A 17,708-nucleotide genomic window follows, 5' to 3' on the forward strand; every position below is an offset into this window, starting at 1 on the left:
GGAGGGGGCGGCGCGTGCCGTCCCCTCCCGCATATCTGATCCGGATTCTGGGGAAACCGCCATGTCCAAGCCGTACCGGCTCGCCAGCCTGCTTTTGATCACCACGGCGCTCGTCGCGCCCGCCACGGCGATGGCGCAGACCGACCCCGCTCCGGCCGAACCCGCGGCAGAAGCTGCCGCGGACGCCGCGCCCGCAGACTCTGCCGAAGCAGCGCCGCAGGACGATACCGACATTTCGATCCCCGGCGCGGAGATCGTCGTCACCGGCCGCCGCAGCGCCAATATCGAGCGCACCGCGCCGCAGGTCGTCTCGGTGCTCGGCGCCGCCGACATCGCGCGCACGGGTGAAGGCAATATCGCCGGCGCGCTCGGCCGCGTCACCGGCCTCAGCGTTGTCGGCAACGGCTTCGTCTATGTTCGCGGCCTTGGCGATCGCTATTCGCTCGCACTGCTCAACGGTTCGCCGCTGCCGAGCCCCGAACCGCTCAAGCGCGTCGTCCCGCTCGACATTTTCCCCAGCAGCATCATCGCCTCTTCGCTGGTGCAGAAAAGCTATTCGGCGAATTTCCCCGGCGAATTCGGCGGCGGCGTCATCAACCTGACGACCAAGGCGGTCCCGCGAGAGCCGTTTCTGACCATTGGCGGCAGCATCGGCGGCAATTCGGAAACCACCGGACAGCTCGGCTACACCTATTATGGCACCGGCAGCGACTGGACCGGCTTCGGTGACGGCGGCCGCAATCTGCCGCCCGCCTATGCGGCGTGGCGCGCATCGGGGCTGCGCATCAACGATCCCAGTGTCAACCAGCAGGCGATCGCCGGCCAGTTCGTCAACGCCAGCAATGCGGTGCTGCAACAGAACAACAATATGCCGGTCAACTGGGGCGTGAACGTCACCGGCGGCAAATCGTGGACGATCGGCGATGCCGAACTCGGCCTGATCGCGACCGCGGGCTACACGACCAAATGGCGCACGCGCGATATTGCGCAGCAGACTGCGAACGCGCTCGACCTGTCGTCGCTCAACACCAATGTCCGCCGCGTCGTTACCGACAACCGTGTCGTTGCCAACGCGCTGCTCGGTCTCAGCCTCGAATTCGGCGATAACAAGATCCGCTGGACCAACCTTTATATCCGCGACACGATCAAACAGGCGCGCCTCGGTGCCGAAGACCGGCCCGACACCGCCGACGCCAACCCCGGCGTCAGCTTCCAGTATCAGGACACTGCCTGGTACGCCCGCCAGCTGATCGACACGCAGTTTGTCGGCGAGTTCAAGCCGATGGACGGCCTTGATGTCGATATCCGCGCCGGCTACGCCAATTCGCAGCGCGAGGCGCCGTTCGAGCTGAGCTTCATGTACAGCCGTTCAAACAGCCCGACCGATCCCTATGGGCAGTTCTTCACCAACACGCTGAACACGGGCCAGCGGCCGGGCAGCGCGACGATCGCCTTTTCGGACCTCAACGAAGATCTCTATTCGGCCGGTATCGACGTCACCTACGATCTGGCGGCGCGGGTCAAGCTGATCCTCGGCTATGCCTTCAGCGATACCAGCCGCGTCACCGAACGCCGCGACTTCCTGTTCCAGGGCAACAACAACATCCCGCTCGGCATTTCGCTGCTGCGCCCCGACCTGCTGCTCTCGCAGGCGGTGATCTGCTTCCCCGGCGTCGATGCGACGGTTGCGCCCGATTGTCCGGCGAACCCCGTTGCGATGGGGATCGCGCTCGTCGACAGCACGGGGTCGAACCCGACCTTCAAGGCGACGCTGCGCAACCATGCGGGCTATGTCCAGCTCCAGGCCGATCTGACCGACCAGCTCAACCTCAACATCGGCGCGCGCTACGAAAGCGCCAATCAGGGCGTGAGCGCGGTGCAGGTCTATACGGTCAACCCGACGCTGCCGCCGGCGACCAACCTCAAGCGCGACTATCTGCTTCCTGCCGCGACGCTGACCTACGAAATCTCGCCGCAGCTGCAATTCCGCCTGAGCGGGTCGAAGACGATCGCGCGGCCGCAGTTCCGCGAGCTGGTATTCCAGACCTATTATGATCCGGACAGCAACCGCACGTTCCAGGGCAATCCGCAGCTCGTCGACAGCCAGCTCTATAACGCGGAAACGCGCCTCGAATGGTATTTCGCACCCGAACAGCGCGTGTCGCTCGGCGGCTTCTGGAAAAAGATCAAGAATCCGATCGAAACCTACGCCAGCTTCGACGGCAACAGCGTGACGACGCGCTTTGCCAACGCGCCCGAGGCGACGCTTTATGGCGTCGAGTTCGAGGCGCAGAAATATTTCGACCTCAGCGGTATGAACGGGGCTTTCTGGGCCAGCCGCCGCGCAGTGCTGATCGGCAACTACACCTGGTCGCAATCGAAGCTGAAGGTCGGGCCGAACGATCCCGTTCAGGCTTATCCGTTCACCGGTGCGACGCTGGCGAGTCAGTTCTTCCGCGACGGCGCGCCGCTGACCGGCCAGTCGGATCATCTGGTCAATCTGGAATTCGGCCTCGAAGACACCGACAAGCTGTCGCAGCAGACTTTCCTGATCTCTTATGCATCCGATCGCGTCACGCGGCGCGGCCCGTCGGGTCAGCCCGACATCTTCGAACGGCCGGGAATCCAGGTCGATTTCGTCGCGCGCCAGGGTATCCCGCTGTTTGGCAAGGAACTCGAACTCAAGTTCGAGGCCCGCAACATCTTCGGTACGAAATACAAGGAAATGCAGGAAAGCGGCGACAACCGCATCTATTACAACCTGTACAAGACCGGCACGACCTTCTCGCTGGGCGGGTCGCTGAAATTCTGAGGCATCCCTTGCCAGCCGCCCCGGCCGCAGCGCCGGGGCGGCACTGGCGGGTGCCGGCGCCAGCCCGGACTCGCCCCTCTGACAAAAAACTGTAATCTTCCCGTCAACTGATTGTCACGGACGGCGCCTAGGCGATTCGCGAGACAGGTTTCAGCTGGGGGACAGATAGGGTCATGGCGACGCTGATGAGGGGATCGGCCGTTCGGCTGCCGCGCTGGCTGCGTGCCGGCAGGCGGGCGCCGCGCGATGCCGCGCCGCTGATCGGCGTCGTCATCCTCGGCGCACTGCTGATCTGGCAATGCGTCAATCTCCTCTGGGCGTTGATCGTTCCGCTCGCCCCGCTGGGCGCGTGGCAGCCGCAGACCGCGGTCATCGCATCGTCGGCCGAACGCCGCGCGATTTTCTCGAGCTTCGACCCCTTCTTCCGCAGCGGGCCGCAAGGGCCGGTCAGCGCGACGGTCACGTCGCTCGGCCTGACGCTGTTCGGGATCAATCTCAACGAAGCGACCGGCGGGGGCTCCGCGATCATCGCGGGCGATGACGGTCTGCAGAACAGCTATGCCGTCGGCGAAGAGATCGCGCCGGGCGTCAAGCTGGTCGGCGTCGCCTTCGACCATGTGCTCCTCGACCGCGGCGGCACGCGCGAAAGCCTGTTTCTCGATCAAAGCGGCGACGCGCCGGTCGCCAATCCCGCGACGCCGCTGCCCGCCCCGACGCCCGAGGTCGGATCCCCCGGCGCGGCGGCCAACGGCACCACGGCGAGCGGCGAGATGTCGCCCGCCGCGCTCAAGGCCGGCATCGGCTTCGCGCCGCGCACCGAAGGCGGCAAGGTCACCGGCCTTTCGGTCCAGCCGCAGGGCGACGGCGCCGTCTTCCGCGCCGCGGGCCTGCGCCCCGGCGATGTCATTCGTTCGGTGAACGGCCGTCCGATCGGATCGGCCGCCGATGCCGCCGCGCTCGCCAGCCAATTTGCGCCCGGTGCGCGCGTCTCGCTCGAGGTCGAGCGCGGCGCGAGCGTCGTTCCCGTCGCCCTGTTCCTTTCGAAACAATAGGTTTTATGCGCCTCAAACTCTCTCTCATGCTGGCCGCCGCCCTTGTTTCGGCGACCCCCGTTCCCGTGCTGGCCCAATATACGCTGAACGTCCGCGACGCCGACGTTCGCGCCTTCATCCAGGATGCGGCGCGGATCACGGGGCGGACGTTCGTGATCGACGGGCGTGTCAACGGCAAGGTATCGGTCGTCACCGACCGGCCGCTGTCGCGCAGCGAATATTTCGAAATTTTCCTCTCAACGCTGCGCGCCAACGGTCTGGTTGCGGTGCCCAATCCCAACGGCAGCTATCGCATCCAGCCGATCGACGGCGCGGCGACGCAGCCGACGCGCATCGGCAGCGGCGGTGCGGCGCAGAACCAGTTTGTCACCGAAATCATCCGGCTGCGCCATATCGACGCGATGGCGGCTGTCGAAACGCTGCGCCCGCTGGTCAGCCCGCAGGGCTCGCTGACCGCCAACCGCAATGCGAACAGCCTCGTTGTCGCGGATTTCGCCGACAATATCCGGCGCATTCGTGCGCTCGCGTCGAGCATCGACCGCGATACCTCGACCAGCGAGGTCGTTGCGCTGAAAAACGCTGGCGCGCGCGAAATCGCCGCCGCGCTTCAGGCGCTGGTCCCGGCGGCGGGGGAGGGCGCGCAGGCGCCGGTCGCGATCGTTCCGATCGACAGCAGCAACGCGGTGGCGCTGCGCGGCGATCAGGCGATGGTTGCGCGCTTCGTGTCGATGGCGCGCGATCTCGACATGCGCGCGGCGGGCGGGACCGAATTGCGCGTTTACTGGCTGGAACATGCCAATGCCGAAACGCTGCTCCCGACGCTGCAACAGCTTGTTGGCGGCGGTAGCGACCCGGCGCAGAAGGCGGGATTGCCGCCGGCATCCTCATCGTCTTCGTCGGGTGGCAGCGGCGGCACTCCGGCCCCCGCGGCCACGACCACCGCCAGCGCCGCGCCGACCACGGTCAGCGGGGCGGGCGGCAGCATCGCGACGCGCGGTCCGGCGATCGTCACCCGCTACGAAGGCGCCAACGCGATCATCGTCGCCGCCAATGCCGATGTGCAGCGGATGCTCGGCGAACTGATCCGCCAGCTCGACGCGCGCCGTCCGCAGGTGCTTGTCGAGGCGATCGTGGTCGAAATCGGCGACGATGCGGCAAAGCGCCTCGGCGTCCAGTTCCTGCTCGGCGGCAAGAATATCCCCTTCGCCGCGACGAGCTATGGCAATGCCCAGCCCAATATCCTGACGCTGGGGGGCGCTTATGCCGCGACCAAGCTGACGCAGGATTCGACGACCGTCGACGGCACGACCGTCGTGACCCAGACGTCGAGCGCGCTCGGCAGCAGCCTGCAAGAGGCCGCGGCCGCGTCGCTGCTCTCGGCAACCGGTGGATTCGCCGGCTTCGCGGGCGACATCGGCAAGAACACGGTGTTTGGCGCGATCATCAATGCGGTGAAATCGGATACGACGTCGAACCTGCTCGCGACGCCGCACATCGTGACGCTCGACAATCAGGCCGCGAAATTCCTGGTCGGGCAGGAAGTGCCGATCACGACCGGCGAGGCGTTGAGCAAGAATTTCGACAATGCCTTCCGCACCGTCCAGCGCGAGGAAGTCGGCATCAAGCTGGAAGTCACGCCGCAGGTCAATGGCGCGGGCGAGGTCAAGCTGTTCCTGCGTCAGGAAGTGTCGAGCGTCGCCGGCCCCGTGTCGTCGCGCAACAGCGACCTCATCCTCAACAAGCGCTCGTTCGAAACGACGCTGACTGTCGACGACGGTCAGATCCTCGCGATCGGGGGGCTGCTCAACGACGACGAACGCAAGACGATCGAGCGGATTCCGCTGCTCAGCGACATCCCGCTGATCGGCGAACTGTTCAAATCACGCAGCCGCAGCCGTGCCAAGACCAATTTGATGGTCTTCATCCGCCCGACGATCCTCAAAAATGCCGAGGACAACGCCGCACTGACGGCGCGCCGCTATGGCTATATCCGCGACTTCCAGTTGCGCCGGAATCCGGGCGAGGAACCCGCGATCGACACGCTGGTGCGCGATTATATGGGCACGACGCCGCCGCTGCCGAGCGCGGCGACAGCCGCCGACGTGACGGTCGGGCCGGGCGAGCAGCCTGCGCTGCGCCGTCCGGACGGCAGCGTCACGCCCGTCGATGTGCCGCCGTCCGAGGGAGGCCAACCGTGACCGACGCTGTGCCGGCCGCCGCGCCGCAGACGGTGCCGGTCGACATCCCCTATAGCTTCGCGCGCGGTCACGGCGTCGTTATCGCACCCGACGGTGAAGGCTGGCTCGCGACGCTGCGCGAGGGGAGCGACCCGGCGGTGCTGATCGAGGTAAAGCGCTACCTCGCCGCCCCGCTGCGGGTCGTGACGGCAAGCGTCGCCGATTTCGACCGGCTTCTCTCGGACCATTATGCGGTCGACGCGTCGGCGGCGGCAATGGCAGGCTCGCTCGATGGCGGCGACATCGATCTGATTGCGAGCGGCATGCCGAGCGCCGAGGATCTGCTCGACAGCGCCGATGATGCCCCCGCGATCCGCCTCATCAACGCGATCATCGCCGAAGCGGTGCGCCAGGGGGTCAGCGATATCCATATCGAACCCTATGAGAGCGGCCTTGTCGTGCGGATGCGCGCCGACGGCGTGCTGCGCGAACATCTGCGCATGCCCCCGCATGTCGCGCCCGTCGTCGTCAGCCGCATCAAGGTCATGGCGCGGCTCGACATTGCCGAACGCCGAGTGCCGCAGGACGGTCGCATCGCGCTGACGCTGGCGGGCAAGGCGATCGACGTCCGCGTGTCGACGCTGCCCAGTCGCGCGGGCGAGCGCGTCGTCATGCGCATCCTCGACAAGGATACCGCGGGGATCGATTTCGACGTCCTCGGCCTGTCCGGCGAAGCCGACCGCATCCTGCGCGAGGCGCTGGCCGAACCCAATGGCATCATTCTCGTCACCGGGCCGACGGGTTCGGGCAAGACGACCACGCTCTATGCAGCGCTGAAGCAACTCAACGACGGTCAGCGCAATATCCTCACCGTCGAAGATCCGGTCGAATATGCGGTCGAGGGCGTCGGTCAGACGCAGGTCAATGCGAAGGTCGGACTCGATTTCGCGGCGGGACTGCGCGCTATCCTGCGCCAGGATCCGGACGTCGTGATGATCGGCGAAATCCGCGACCGCGAAACCGCCGATATTGCGGTGCAGGCATCGCTTACCGGCCACCTCGTCCTGTCGACCGTCCACACCAACGACGCGGTCGGCGCGATCACGCGCCTCAAGGATCTGAAGGTCGAACCCTTTCTGCTCGCTTCGACCCTGCGTGCCGTGCTCGCGCAGCGTCTGGTGCGCAAGCTGTGCCCGACGTGCCGCGAGCCGGTGCAGGCCGACAATGGCATTGCCGCGATGCTCGGCCTCGACATCGGCACCGTGATCTGGCGGCCCAAGGGCTGCGACGAATGCGGACACACGGGCTTCAAGGGCCGGATCGGCGTGTTCGAAGCGATCAAGGTCGACGAGACGGTGCGTCGCTATATCTATGCTGGCGGCGACGAGTCGATGATCGCGAAGCACGCCTTTCTGAAGGCGCCGACGCTCGCCAGCGCGGCCCGCGCGATGGTCGCAAAGGGGATCACGACGCCGGAGGAAGCGATCCGCATCGCGCGGCGCGAGGATGTCGATGCCTGATTATCGCTATGTGGCGATCGATCCCCAGGGCCGCGAGCGCAAGGGACGTTTGACCGCGGCCAACGACGACGCTGCGCGCGCCAATCTTGCCGCGCGAAAATTCCATATCGTCGCGGTCGAGGAAGCGGGTACGCGCGCCGCGCCCGCGCGGTCGCTTTTCGCCTTTCGCAGCGCGCGGTTGAGCGCGAAGGAACTGGCGCTCTTCACGCGCCAGCTTGCGACGCTCGCCGAAGTCGCGCCGCTCGAAGAGGCGCTGCGCACGTTGACGCGCCAGAGCGAGGCCGAAAGCGCGCGCGCGGTGATCGGCGACGTTCACGCAGGCCTGCTCGAAGGACGCCGCCTTGCCGACGCGATGGCACGGCAGCCGGCCAGTTTCCCGCCGCTCTACCGTGCGATGGTCTCGGCGGGCGAAACCACGGGGAGCTTGACGACCATCCTCGCGCGGCTCGCCGACCTGCTCGAACGCCAGGCGCAGGTGCGCGGCAAACTGATCGCCGCGCTTGCCTATCCAGTCGTGCTCGCGATTGTCGCGGTAGGGGTTGTCGCGGCGCTGATGATCTTCGTCGTCCCGCGCGTCGTCGAACAATTCGATGACGTCGGTCAGCAACTGCCTTTCCTGACCCGCGCGGTCATCGCGGTTTCCAGCTTTGCGGCGAACTGGTGGTGGCTGATGCTGCTGCTGATCGCGGGCGCGATTTTCGGCTGGGTCAGCGCGATGCGCCGCCCGGCCTTCAAGGCCGGGGTCGATGCCCGGTTGCTCCGCCTGCCGCTGCTCGGCCGCCTGCTGCGCGACCTCTATGCCGCCCGCTTCGCCCGGACGCTCGCGACCATGGTGTCGAGCCGGCTGCCGCTGGTCGAGGGGTTGCGGCTCACCGTGCCGACAATCCGCAACGCCGCGCTTGCCAGTGCAACCGACCGCATCGTCGATCAGGTGCGCGCGGGCGGCAGCCTGTCGTCGGCGCTGCGCGATGCCGGGGTGTTTCCGCCACTGCTCGTCTACATGACCGCAAGCGGCGAAAGCGCGGGTCGACTCGAACAGATGCTCGAACGCGCCGCCGATTATCTCGAACGCGAATTCGACCGTTTTACCGCCGCTTCGATGGCGCTACTCGAACCTGTCATAATTGTCATTATGGGGTCTTGCGTCGCGCTTATCATCCTTTCCATCCTGCTTCCGATCCTCCAGTTGCAGAACCTTGCAGGGCTATAATAGATGTCGCTGATGCAGCTTTTCCTTCGCCTGATGCTCGATCCCTCACGCCCGCCGCGGCGCCGCCGCAAGCGCGACGAGCGCGGCTTCACGCTTACCGAATTGATGGTCGTCATCTTCATTATCGGGCTGCTCGCAACGGTCGTGCTGATCAACGTCCTGCCCAGCCAGGACAAGGCGATGGTGACGAAGGCTAAGGCCGATATTGCGACGCTGGAGAATGCGCTCGAACAATATCGGCTCGACAATCTGACTTATCCGGCGACGACCGACGGGCTGAACGCGCTGTCGACGCCGCCGCCGTCGCTGGCGCAGCCCGAACGCTACCGCCGCGGCGGCTATATCAAGAAACTGCCGAGCGATCCTTGGGGACGCCCTTATAATTATCAGGCGCCCGCCGCGAACGGAAAGCCGTTCGACGTCTGGTCGCTCGGCGCCGACGGCGCGCCCGGCGGGACCGACGAAAATGCCGACATCCACGGGGACAGCTGACCGCGGTCGCCTCCGGCGCGGCAAGGCGCGTGGCTTCACGCTGGTCGAACTGATGGTCGTTCTGACGATATTGGCGCTGGCCGCGACCGCCGTCGTGCTGACCATCCCGGGCGAGGAACGCAGCGTGCGCAGCGAGGCCGACCGGCTGGCGGCGCGGCTCGCCGCGGCGCGCGACGTCGCGGTGGTCGAGGGGCGCAGTGTCGCGGTCAATTTCGCGCCGTCGGGCTATGGTTTCGAACGTCGCATCGACGGCGCCTGGGCGCCTTTGCCCGGCCGGGCCTTTGCGCAGCGCAATTGGCCCGCCGATATTCGCTTCGCCGCTGGCGACGGGCAGGGCGCGGCGCGCATCCTGTTCGACCGCGTCGGTACCAGCCCGACGCCGCAGGCGGTGGTGCTGGCGGGCGGCGAGGCGCGCGAAGTGGTCCGCGTTTCGGCAACCGGAGAGGTCAGCCGTGATCGCTAGGCCGTCGATCGCCGGCCAGCGCGGGTTCACCCTGCTCGAAATGCTCGTTGCGCTCAGCATCATCAGCATTGCGGCGCTGACGCTTGTCCGGCTCGATGCCTATGCGGTGCGAACCGCGGGCGATCTCGACGAAAGCACCGTCGCGGGCATCGTCGCGCAAAATCGTGCCGTCGAACTCTGGACCGATCCGGCGCCACCGACGATCGGCGCCAGTACGACCAGCGTGACCAATGCCGGGCGCAACTGGCGGATCGAACAACGCGTCGCCCCGACAGCCGACGACAGCCTGCTGCGTATCGACCTGATCGTCCGGCCCGAGGCGGGGCGCGGGCAGGCGGTGCTGACGATCATTCGGGCGTCGCGATGAGGCACATTCGCATTTCCTCTCCCTTTGCCCTGAGCATGTCGAAGGGCCGTCCTTTCTTCGGCGTCAAAGAAAAGAGAGGTGATTCGTCAGGCTCAGCACGAACCGAGGTTGCGATAGGCCAGCACGGCTTCACCCTCGTCGAAATGCTCGTTGCGCTCTCGCTCTTTGCCGCGATCGCGGCGATGGGGGTGAGCCTTCTACGCAGCAGCGTTGACACACAAGAGGCGGTACAGACGCGGCTCAAGGCGATGAGCGGGATGAACCGCATCCGCGCGGTCATGGCGAACGATCTGGCGCAGGCGGTGCAGCGGTCGACGCGCGGCGCGGCGGGCGAGGCGGTTCCGGCCTTCACCGGCTCGGCGAACGGCTTCGCCTTCGTTCATGCGGGTGCGGCTACGATCGAGGGGGGCGCGCGGCCCGATGTCGAACGCGTCGGCTATGCCCTGATCGGAGGTGAGTGGCGCCGCGCGGTGCAGCCGACGCTCGACGGCACGACGCTCGGCGACGGTGACCGGCTGGTCGGCGACGTTTCGGCGGCTGCGGTGCGCTACCGCGACGAGAGCGGCAACTGGAGCGAAAGCTGGTCGAGCGATCCCGACGACCGTTTGCCGCGCGCGGTCGAGGTGCGATTGACCCGAGCCGGGCGGCCGCCGCTGACGATGCTGTTCCTGACCGCGCCGACGCTCCCACCGCCGCCGCCTTCGCCGACTGGGGCGACGCCATGACCGGGCCGACACGGGACGATCGCGGGGCGGCGCTGCTCAGCGTGTTGCTGCTCGTCGCGGTCATGGCGGTGATCGCAGCGACCGCGCTCGACCGGTTGACGCTTGCGACGCGGATCGCGGCCAGCGCCGCGACGGTCGATCAGGGACGCGCCTACGCCTTTGCCGCCGAACAGATTGCGCTGCGGCGCGTCGCCAATCTGGTGGCGCGCGATCCGTCGCGACTGTCGAATGAGGGCGATTGGCTCGACCGCGATTTTATCCTGCCGCTGCCGGGCGGGCAGGGGAGCGCGCGGCTGAGCGATGCCGACAATTGCTTCAATCTCAACAGCCTGGCCGCCGAAACCGCGCCGGGAAAGCTCAGTCAGCGGTCGGGCGCTACCACGCAATTTACCGAGCTGATGGTGCTGCTCGGTATCGACCGCGGACAGGCGATGGCGATTTCCGGCGCGGCCGCGGATTGGATCGACAGCGACGGCAACGACGGGCCGCTCGGCGCCGAAGATGGCGTCTATCGCGCGCTCCCCGGCGCCTACCTGCCCGCAAACCGCAAGATGGCCGATGTCAGCGAATTGCGCGCGGTGCGCGGCGTGACGCCCAAAATCTATGCGCGGCTGAAGCCGTGGATATGCGCCTTGCCGCGCGCCGAACCGGTGAAGCTGAACGTCAACACGCTGCGTCCCGAACAGGCGCCGCTGATCGCGATGCTGATGCCGGGGCAGATCAGCATCGCCGATGCGCGGGCGGCGCTGGCGGCCCGACCCGCTGGCGGCTATGGCAGCAGCGTGCGATTCTGGGAGGCGCGCTCGCTCACCCGGCTTGATCCGCCCACCGACGTGGGCGAACAGGCCGCGGTGACCAGCCGGTGGCTCACGCTGACGACGCAAGTGACGATTGGGGACGGGTTTTTGACGGCACATTCGCTTATCGACGTCAATGGCGGCGCGCCGGGCGCCGGTCAGGCGCCGCCGGTCATCGTCCGCCGGGACTGGGGCGAGGCCGACTGACGTGGCACGGACGCTGATCCTCTGGCTGCCGTCGGCGGCGGCGCTCGGTGGCGACGAAGCCGCACGGCCTGCCTGGCTGCGCGTCGACGATGGTGTGATCGTCGACAGCGGGCAGGACGACGGCTGGGTCGACGCCTGGGAAAAGCCGCAGGACGACGCGGGCGACGATCGGCTCATCGCACTCGCCCCTGCAGGCGACGTGCCGATCCATTGGCGCGCCTATCCCGATGCTGCCCCCGCGCAGGCGGCAGCGGCGGCGCGGATCGACGCGCTGCGCGACAGTCTGGGCGACGCGGCCGGACTGCACATCGTGGCCGGTGAGCCGGCCGAGACCGGACAGGCGGTGCCGGTGGCCGTCACCACCCACGCCGCGATGAGGGCCTGGACCGGCTGGCTCGCGGCAGAGGGGCTGACCGCTGCGGCGATCCTTCCCGCCGCCGCCATCTTGCCGCCGCCCGACGCCGATCATTTGTGGACCGCCGAACTTGGCGGCGAAGCGATCCTGCGCTCGGCCGATCGAGCATGGCGCTCCGATCCGGAAATCGACGCGCTGGTCGCGCAGGAGCGGACGATCGTCCCGCTGGGCGCCGATGCGGCGCGGGAAGCGTTGCTGATCTCGCTCGCCGCGCCGCCGCTCGATCTGCTGAGCGGAAGCTGGAAGCCGAAGCGCCGCTGGGCGGCCGATCCGGATCTGGTGCGGATAGGCAAGCGCCTGCTCGCGGCGTTGCTGATCGTCAGCCTGCTGGTCCCGGTCGTTTATGCGGTGCGCCTTGCCGCTGACACCCGCCGCGCCGATGCCGCAGTTGTTGCGGCTGCGGCGACGCTGGGGATCGAAGCTCCCGATGCGACCGCGGCGGAGGCCGAAGTCGATCGCCGGCTGGCCAGCGCGGGCGGCGGGCCGCTCGCCTTTTCGGTTCCGGCGTCGGCTCTGTTCGATGCGATGCGCGACACGCCGGGGGTGACGCTCAAGACGTTGTCGCACCGCACCGACGGGACGCTGACGACGACGCTGGCGGGGCCGCGCGTCGATGATCTCAACAAGGTGCTGTTGGCGCTACAGGCGCGCGGCTATCGCGTGACCGCGCAGCCGATGGCGGGCACCGATGGCCAGCAGATGGCAAATATCACGGTTCGGGCGGTGCCATGATCGACAGGATGCGCAATTGGTGGGCGGGTTTGTCGCGGCGCGAGCATTGGCTCGTCGGCATTGCAGCGGCGCTGGCGCTGGCGGTGCTCGTCTGGGCGCTCGCCCGTCCGGCCTATGCGGCGCTGGTCGATCTTGGCAGCGACCATGCCGCGGCAATCGAGCGCGAAGGGCGCGTCGCGGCCAAGGTGCATCTTTTGTCGCAGCGTCCGGCGAAGGCGGTCGCTGCCGCCACCGATGCGGTAGCGATCGACCAGTTTCTGGCGCAATCGGCGGGCGAGATCGGCCTGACCCTCGACCGTAACGAAGCGCGCGGAACGGCGCAGGCAACCATCGCCATCGCGACCGCGAAGGCGCCCGTCCTCAACGACTGGCTCGCGGCGCTCGAGACGCAGGGGTTCGTTGTCGATCAGCTCACGGTCACCCCCGCTGCCGACGGCACGGTGGGCATGACCGCCGAACTGCGCAAGGGCGGACAGTGATGGCCCGCTCGCACCGCCTCTGGATCGCGGCCGCGGCGCTGTTCGCGCTGCTGCTGATCGCCGCGACCTTTCCGATGCGGCTGGCGCTGTCGCTCGCCGGGGTCTCCGATGCGGGCTTCAGCGCGCGGACGGTGCGCGGCTCGGTCTGGTCGGGCGAACTTGTCGACGCGCGATTGGGCGCGCTGCCGCTCGGCACGGTCAAAGCCAGCTTGTCGCCGCTCGCGCTGCTGACGGGCGGCACCGAACTCGCCTTTGCGCGCCAGGACGATCAGCTGGGCGCCTTGTCGGGCCGACTCTACGGCACAAACCCGCGCGGCGCCGCCGACGTCAATGGCGTCACGACGCTCGCGGGCGGCCTCGGCGCGATCCCCGTCGACACCATCCGCTTCGAAGGCGCCACCACACGCTTCGACAATGACGGGAAATGCGTGGAAGCAAGCGGACGGGTGCAGCTTTCGATCGCGGCGCCGATCGCCGGTCTGGATCTGGCGCGCGGGCTGTCGGGCCCGCTGAGCTGTGCGAACGGGCGTGCACAGGCGGCGCTGAGCAGCCAGTCGGGGATGGAGCGGCTGACGCTGGGGTTTGACGGTCGTGGCGCGTGGCGCGCGCAGTTCGCGATCACCGTTGACGACGATCCGACGATGGCGGCGGCGTTGACGATGCTCGGCTTCCGTCCGGCGGCGGACGGCTACGTGCTGGCGACCACGGGCCGATTCTGACATGGCGGCGCTCGACGCCTTGCCCTTTGGCATGGGCGTCGGTCTGGCCGCGTTGGCGGGGTTGCTGCTCGGTAGCTTTCTGGCGACGCTGGTGCTGCGCTGGCCGCTGGGGCGGTCGGTGTTGCGCGGGCGTTCGCATTGCGATGCGTGCGGCACGGCGCTGACCGCGCGCGACCTTATACCCTTGCTGTCGGCCATCGCGGCGCGTGGTCGCTGCCGTCATTGCGGCGCGCCGATTGACGCGCTGCATTGGCGGGTCGAATTGTTGTCGGCGGCGATCGGGGCAGCGGCGCTCGCGCTGATGCCCGGCACGGCGGGCTGGTTATGGGCGCTGTTCGGCTGGCTGTTGCTGCCGCTCGCGCTGCTCGACGCGCGGCATATGTGGCTGCCCGATCCGCTCAACGTGGTGCTGGCGCTCGCCGGACTGCTGCTCGCCGGGCCGCTGCTCGAAGTAAGTCTGCTCGATCGCTGGATCGGCGCGGTGGCAGGCGGGCTGGTCCTCGCCGGCATCGCTGCCGCCTACCGGCACGTGCGCGGGAGCGAGGGGATGGGGGGCGGCGATCCCAAGCTGGTCGCGGCGATCGGGTGCTGGATCGGGTGGCAGACGCTGCCACTGCTGTTGCTGCTTGCCAGTCTGGGCGGGCTGGTCTGGGCGCTTGGTGCGCAGCGAAAAGGGGACGGCCCGCTGTCGATGCGGGCCGTCCCCTTCGGTGTGTTCGCTTGCACCGCCGCTTGGGCGACGGTGCCGCTTTGGCCGTTGATCAGCGGCCGATAACGACCGTCACCGCGCGGCGGTTCTTCGCCCAGGCTTCCTCGTTCGATCCGAGTTCGGCCGGCCGTTCCTTGCCATAGCTGATGACATTCATACGGCTCGGGTCGATGCCGAGCGAGGCGAGATAATTCTTCGCAGCGTTGGCGCGGCGTTCGCCGAGCGCGATATTATAGTCGCGGGTACCGCGTTCGTCGGCATGACCTTCGATCGTCACGCGCACCGCGGGATTGCGCTGCAGCCATTGCGCCTGGCTTTGCAGCGTCGCCATATCCTCTGCATCGACATTATATTGATCGAAGCCGAAGAAGATGCGGTCCGAGGCGACGTTGGCGATGAAGTCCTGCTGCGACCCCGGAACGACCGCATTGGGATCGGTTCCCGTACCGGTCCCCGTGTCGGTTCCTTCGGGGGCCGGCGGCAGCGTTTCGGGGGCTTTCTTCGAACAGGCACCCACAGTCAGCATGGTGATCGCCGCGATCATCGCGGTGGTTTTGCGTATCGTCATGTCGTCTGTCCTTTTTGTTGCGTTTTCAGTCGTGGCGAAATGCGATGAACGTCAATTTAACACAGGATTGAACCCCGCGGTTTTCCTTTGGTTCCGCGCGCGCCGGCGCGCCTCAGGGCAGGATCGGGCCCCAGCTCGGGTCGGACCCGTCCTGCGGCGTAGGCAACCGGCGCAGGTTCACGCCGGTCAGGTCGACCTGCCAGATCGTCGATTTGCCCTCGCGGCCCGATGTGGTGCGGAAGAACTGGATCACGCGGCCGTTGGGCGACCAGGTCGGCGCTTCGTCCTGCCAGCTGTTGGTCAGCAGCCGCTCGCCGCTGCCGCCGGGGGTCATCACGCCGATGCGGAACTCGCCGCCGCCCATTTTGGTGAAGGCGATCAGGTCGCCGCGCGGCGACCATTCGGGCGTCGCATAGCGACCGCCGCCGAAGCTGATCCGGCGCTGATCGGACCCGTCAACATTCATCGTATAGATTTGCTGGCTGCCCGACCGGTCGCTTTCGAAGACGATCTTCTTGCCGTCGGGCGAAAAGCTGCCGCCGACGTCGATGCCCGGTGCGTTGGTCAGCCGCACCGGCGTGCCGCCTTCGGTCGAGATGCGATAGATGTCGGTGTTGCCGCCGACTGCCATCGAAAAGAGGATTTGCCGGCCATCGGGCGACCAGCGCGGCGCGAAGGTCGCGTTGCGGCTTTCGGTCACCAGCTTCTGCGTCCCCGCATTGACGTCGTAGATGAAGACGCGGACGCGGTCGTTCAGATAGCTGACATAGACGATCTTCTTGTAATCGGGCGAGAAGCGCGGAGACAGCGCCAGCGCCTGGCCGTTGGTGATGAAGCGGTGATTACCGCCGTCCGAATCCATGATCGCAAGGCGCTTGATCCGGTTCCCCTTGGGGCCGCTCTCGGCGATATAGGCGACGCGGCTATCGAAGAAGGGAGATTCCCCGGACAGGCGCGAATAGATGGCGTCGGCGCATTTGTGCGCGGCGCGGCGCCAGTCGCCCGGCTGGATTTCGAAACCCTGCCGTACCAGCTCGCTGCCGAGCTGAGTGTCGTAGAGATAGCAGCCGACGACGAAGCCGCCGGTGCTGTTCGTCTGGACGAAGCCATGGACGACATTTTCGGCGTTGCGCGCCTGCCAGTCGGCGAAACGTGGTGCGCGTACTTCGGCCATGCTGATCGCGCGAACGCTGCCGGGGCCGAGCGGCGCGTAAAGCCCGCTGCGTTCAAGATCGGCGGCGATCACATCGGCGATCTGCCGCCCCAGATTGTCGGTGCGCAGCCCGGCGACGGTGGTAACGGCAGGCGTGGCGAAAGCGGGAACCGCGATGACCGTGCGGTCCTGGGACAGCGTGCCTTCGATCGTTTCGCGCGGTTCGGTGGGGACTGCGGGGGCGGGTGTGGGCGATGCGACCTGCGCCAACGCCGGGGCGACGGACAGCATGAGCGCGAGCGGGAGGGCGATGGAGCGAAGCGGCATCTCTCTTACCTCTTGATGAAATCGAGCGTGTAATTCTGCCAGAAGCTGTAATTTTCCTCGGGCAGGTCGAAGGGGGCGGCGAGTTCGATGGCACGCTTGGCGCATTCCTGATGCCGCTGGACCTGGAATTTGTTGCTGTCGTTCTGGCCGCTCGTCTCGACGCTGGTAAATCCGGCGAGCGCCCCCGACTGGGTCAGGCGGAATTTGACCACGGTCTTGAGTTGATCGACATCGACGCCGCTGATGCGGCATCCGTTCCAGCGCGGGCCGACGGCCGCCTTGATGCTGACGTCGATTGAGCGCTTGACCTCGGCCGCCGTCGCGGCGGCCGGTGCGCCCTTGGAAGCCGGTGCCTTTGGCTGCGAACGGCTCAGCCCGTCGACGATGCCGTCGAGACGGCCGGTGGGGCGCGACGATTGTTTTTTCGGTTCGGCTTTTGGTGTCGGCCGCGGCGGCGCCTTTTGGGCCGCTGGCGGGGATTTCTTGGGCGTGGCCGGAACGGGCTTCGCCACCTGCTTTGGTGCGGGGGCGGGCGTCGGGCGGACGACGGGCTCGGGCAGCGGCGGCGTCGGCACCGGTTCGGGCGGTGCGGCGATATCGGCCGCATCTTCGTCGCCCAGCCGTGCGGCGGGGGGATTGGCGCTGATGATCGGCGCAGTCGATTGCGGCGCCGTCTCGGCGATCAGGTCGACCTCCATCGGCGGATTGTCGAAGCGGCGCTGGCCCGCGGTCCATTGCACTGACAACAGTACGATAATCACGACATGCGCGGCGACTGCCACGG

General features: G+C 67.3%; 17 protein-coding genes. 14 read left to right on the forward strand and 3 right to left on the reverse strand.

Going from position 1 to position 17,708, the window contains the following annotated elements; translation table 11 throughout:
* Positions 1-61: 61 nt before the first annotated feature.
* The 14 genes from ATE59_RS08090 to ATE59_RS08155 all read left to right on the forward strand — a co-directional run bounded on the left by ATE59_RS08090 (position 62) and on the right by ATE59_RS08155 (position 14,942).
* A complete protein-coding gene (locus ATE59_RS08090; RefSeq protein WP_058811988.1) occupies positions 62-2,812 on the forward strand; it encodes a TonB-dependent receptor domain-containing protein in 2,751 nt (916 codons plus the stop codon).
* A gap of 173 nt (positions 2,813-2,985) precedes the next feature.
* The gene (locus ATE59_RS08095) at positions 2,986-3,864 is read left to right on the forward strand and encodes a type II secretion system protein N (RefSeq protein ID WP_082657350.1); all 879 of its coding nucleotides are present in this window, start codon (positions 2,986-2,988) and stop codon (positions 3,862-3,864) included.
* Between the two features lie 5 nt (positions 3,865-3,869).
* Complete coding sequence (gene gspD, locus ATE59_RS08100; protein ID WP_058811989.1) at positions 3,870-6,062, forward strand: type II secretion system secretin GspD; 2,193 nt, start codon at positions 3,870-3,872, stop codon at positions 6,060-6,062.
* Positions 6,059-7,561 carry a type II secretion system ATPase GspE gene (gene gspE / locus ATE59_RS08105; RefSeq protein ID WP_156416738.1) on the forward strand — a complete coding sequence of 501 codons (1,503 nt, stop codon included), beginning with the start codon at positions 6,059-6,061 and terminating at the stop codon, positions 7,559-7,561. Before gspD ends, gspE begins: the two co-directional genes overlap by 4 nt.
* Positions 7,554-8,771, forward strand: coding sequence for a type II secretion system inner membrane protein GspF (gspF, locus tag ATE59_RS08110; RefSeq protein WP_003039285.1), 1,218 nt, complete (start codon positions 7,554-7,556; stop codon positions 8,769-8,771). The genes gspE and gspF overlap by 8 nt, the downstream gene beginning before the upstream one ends.
* Before the next feature lie 12 nt (positions 8,772-8,783).
* Positions 8,784-9,263, forward strand: coding sequence for a type II secretion system major pseudopilin GspG (gspG, locus tag ATE59_RS08115; RefSeq protein WP_040589238.1), 480 nt, complete (start codon positions 8,784-8,786; stop codon positions 9,261-9,263).
* Entirely contained in the window at positions 9,238-9,726 is a 489-nt protein-coding gene (locus ATE59_RS08120) for a GspH/FimT family pseudopilin (RefSeq protein ID WP_058811990.1), read from the forward strand. Before gspG ends, ATE59_RS08120 begins: the two co-directional genes overlap by 26 nt.
* A complete protein-coding gene (gene gspI / locus ATE59_RS08125; RefSeq protein WP_058811991.1) occupies positions 9,716-10,093 on the forward strand; it encodes a type II secretion system minor pseudopilin GspI in 378 nt (125 codons plus the stop codon). Before ATE59_RS08120 ends, gspI begins: the two co-directional genes overlap by 11 nt.
* 113 nt (positions 10,094-10,206) lie before the next feature.
* Positions 10,207-10,818 carry a type II secretion system minor pseudopilin GspJ gene (gspJ, locus tag ATE59_RS08130; RefSeq protein WP_269434527.1) on the forward strand — a complete coding sequence of 204 codons (612 nt, stop codon included), beginning with the start codon at positions 10,207-10,209 and terminating at the stop codon, positions 10,816-10,818.
* A complete protein-coding gene (gene gspK, locus ATE59_RS08135) occupies positions 10,815-11,822 on the forward strand; it encodes a type II secretion system minor pseudopilin GspK (RefSeq protein ID WP_058811992.1) in 1,008 nt (335 codons plus the stop codon). Before gspJ ends, gspK begins: the two co-directional genes overlap by 4 nt.
* A 1-nt stretch (position 11,823) precedes the next feature.
* Positions 11,824-12,969, forward strand: a complete 1,146-nt coding sequence (gene gspL, locus ATE59_RS08140; protein ID WP_058811993.1) for a type II secretion system protein GspL — start codon at positions 11,824-11,826, stop codon at positions 12,967-12,969.
* Complete coding sequence (gspM, locus tag ATE59_RS08145; RefSeq protein ID WP_003039264.1) at positions 12,966-13,448, forward strand: type II secretion system protein GspM; 483 nt, start codon at positions 12,966-12,968, stop codon at positions 13,446-13,448. Before gspL ends, gspM begins: the two co-directional genes overlap by 4 nt.
* Positions 13,448-14,167 (forward strand): type II secretion system protein N, encoded by a 720-nt coding sequence (locus ATE59_RS08150; RefSeq protein ID WP_058811994.1) that lies wholly within the window; start codon positions 13,448-13,450, stop codon positions 14,165-14,167. The genes gspM and ATE59_RS08150 overlap by 1 nt, the downstream gene beginning before the upstream one ends.
* Before the next feature lies 1 nt (position 14,168).
* Positions 14,169-14,942, forward strand: a complete 774-nt coding sequence (locus tag ATE59_RS08155) for a prepilin peptidase (RefSeq protein WP_058811995.1) — start codon at positions 14,169-14,171, stop codon at positions 14,940-14,942.
* On the opposite strand, the gene pal is transcribed toward ATE59_RS08155, so the two are convergent.
* The 3 genes from pal to ATE59_RS08170 form a co-directional block, all read right to left on the reverse strand.
* Entirely contained in the window at positions 14,929-15,444 is a 516-nt protein-coding gene (pal, locus tag ATE59_RS08160) for a peptidoglycan-associated lipoprotein Pal (protein WP_174531846.1), read from the reverse strand. The genes ATE59_RS08155 and pal overlap by 14 nt on opposite strands.
* A gap of 112 nt (positions 15,445-15,556) precedes the next feature.
* Positions 15,557-16,924 (reverse strand): Tol-Pal system beta propeller repeat protein TolB, encoded by a 1,368-nt coding sequence (gene tolB / locus ATE59_RS08165; RefSeq protein ID WP_058811996.1) that lies wholly within the window; start codon positions 16,922-16,924, stop codon positions 15,557-15,559.
* 5 nt (positions 16,925-16,929) lie between these two features.
* Entirely contained in the window at positions 16,930-17,706 is a 777-nt protein-coding gene (locus tag ATE59_RS08170) for a hypothetical protein (RefSeq protein ID WP_231737212.1), read from the reverse strand.
* Between the last annotated feature and the right edge of the window lie 2 nt (positions 17,707-17,708).

Source organism: Sphingopyxis sp. A083 (assembly GCF_001468495.1).
Lineage (GTDB): Bacteria > Pseudomonadota > Alphaproteobacteria > Sphingomonadales > Sphingomonadaceae > Sphingopyxis > Sphingopyxis terrae.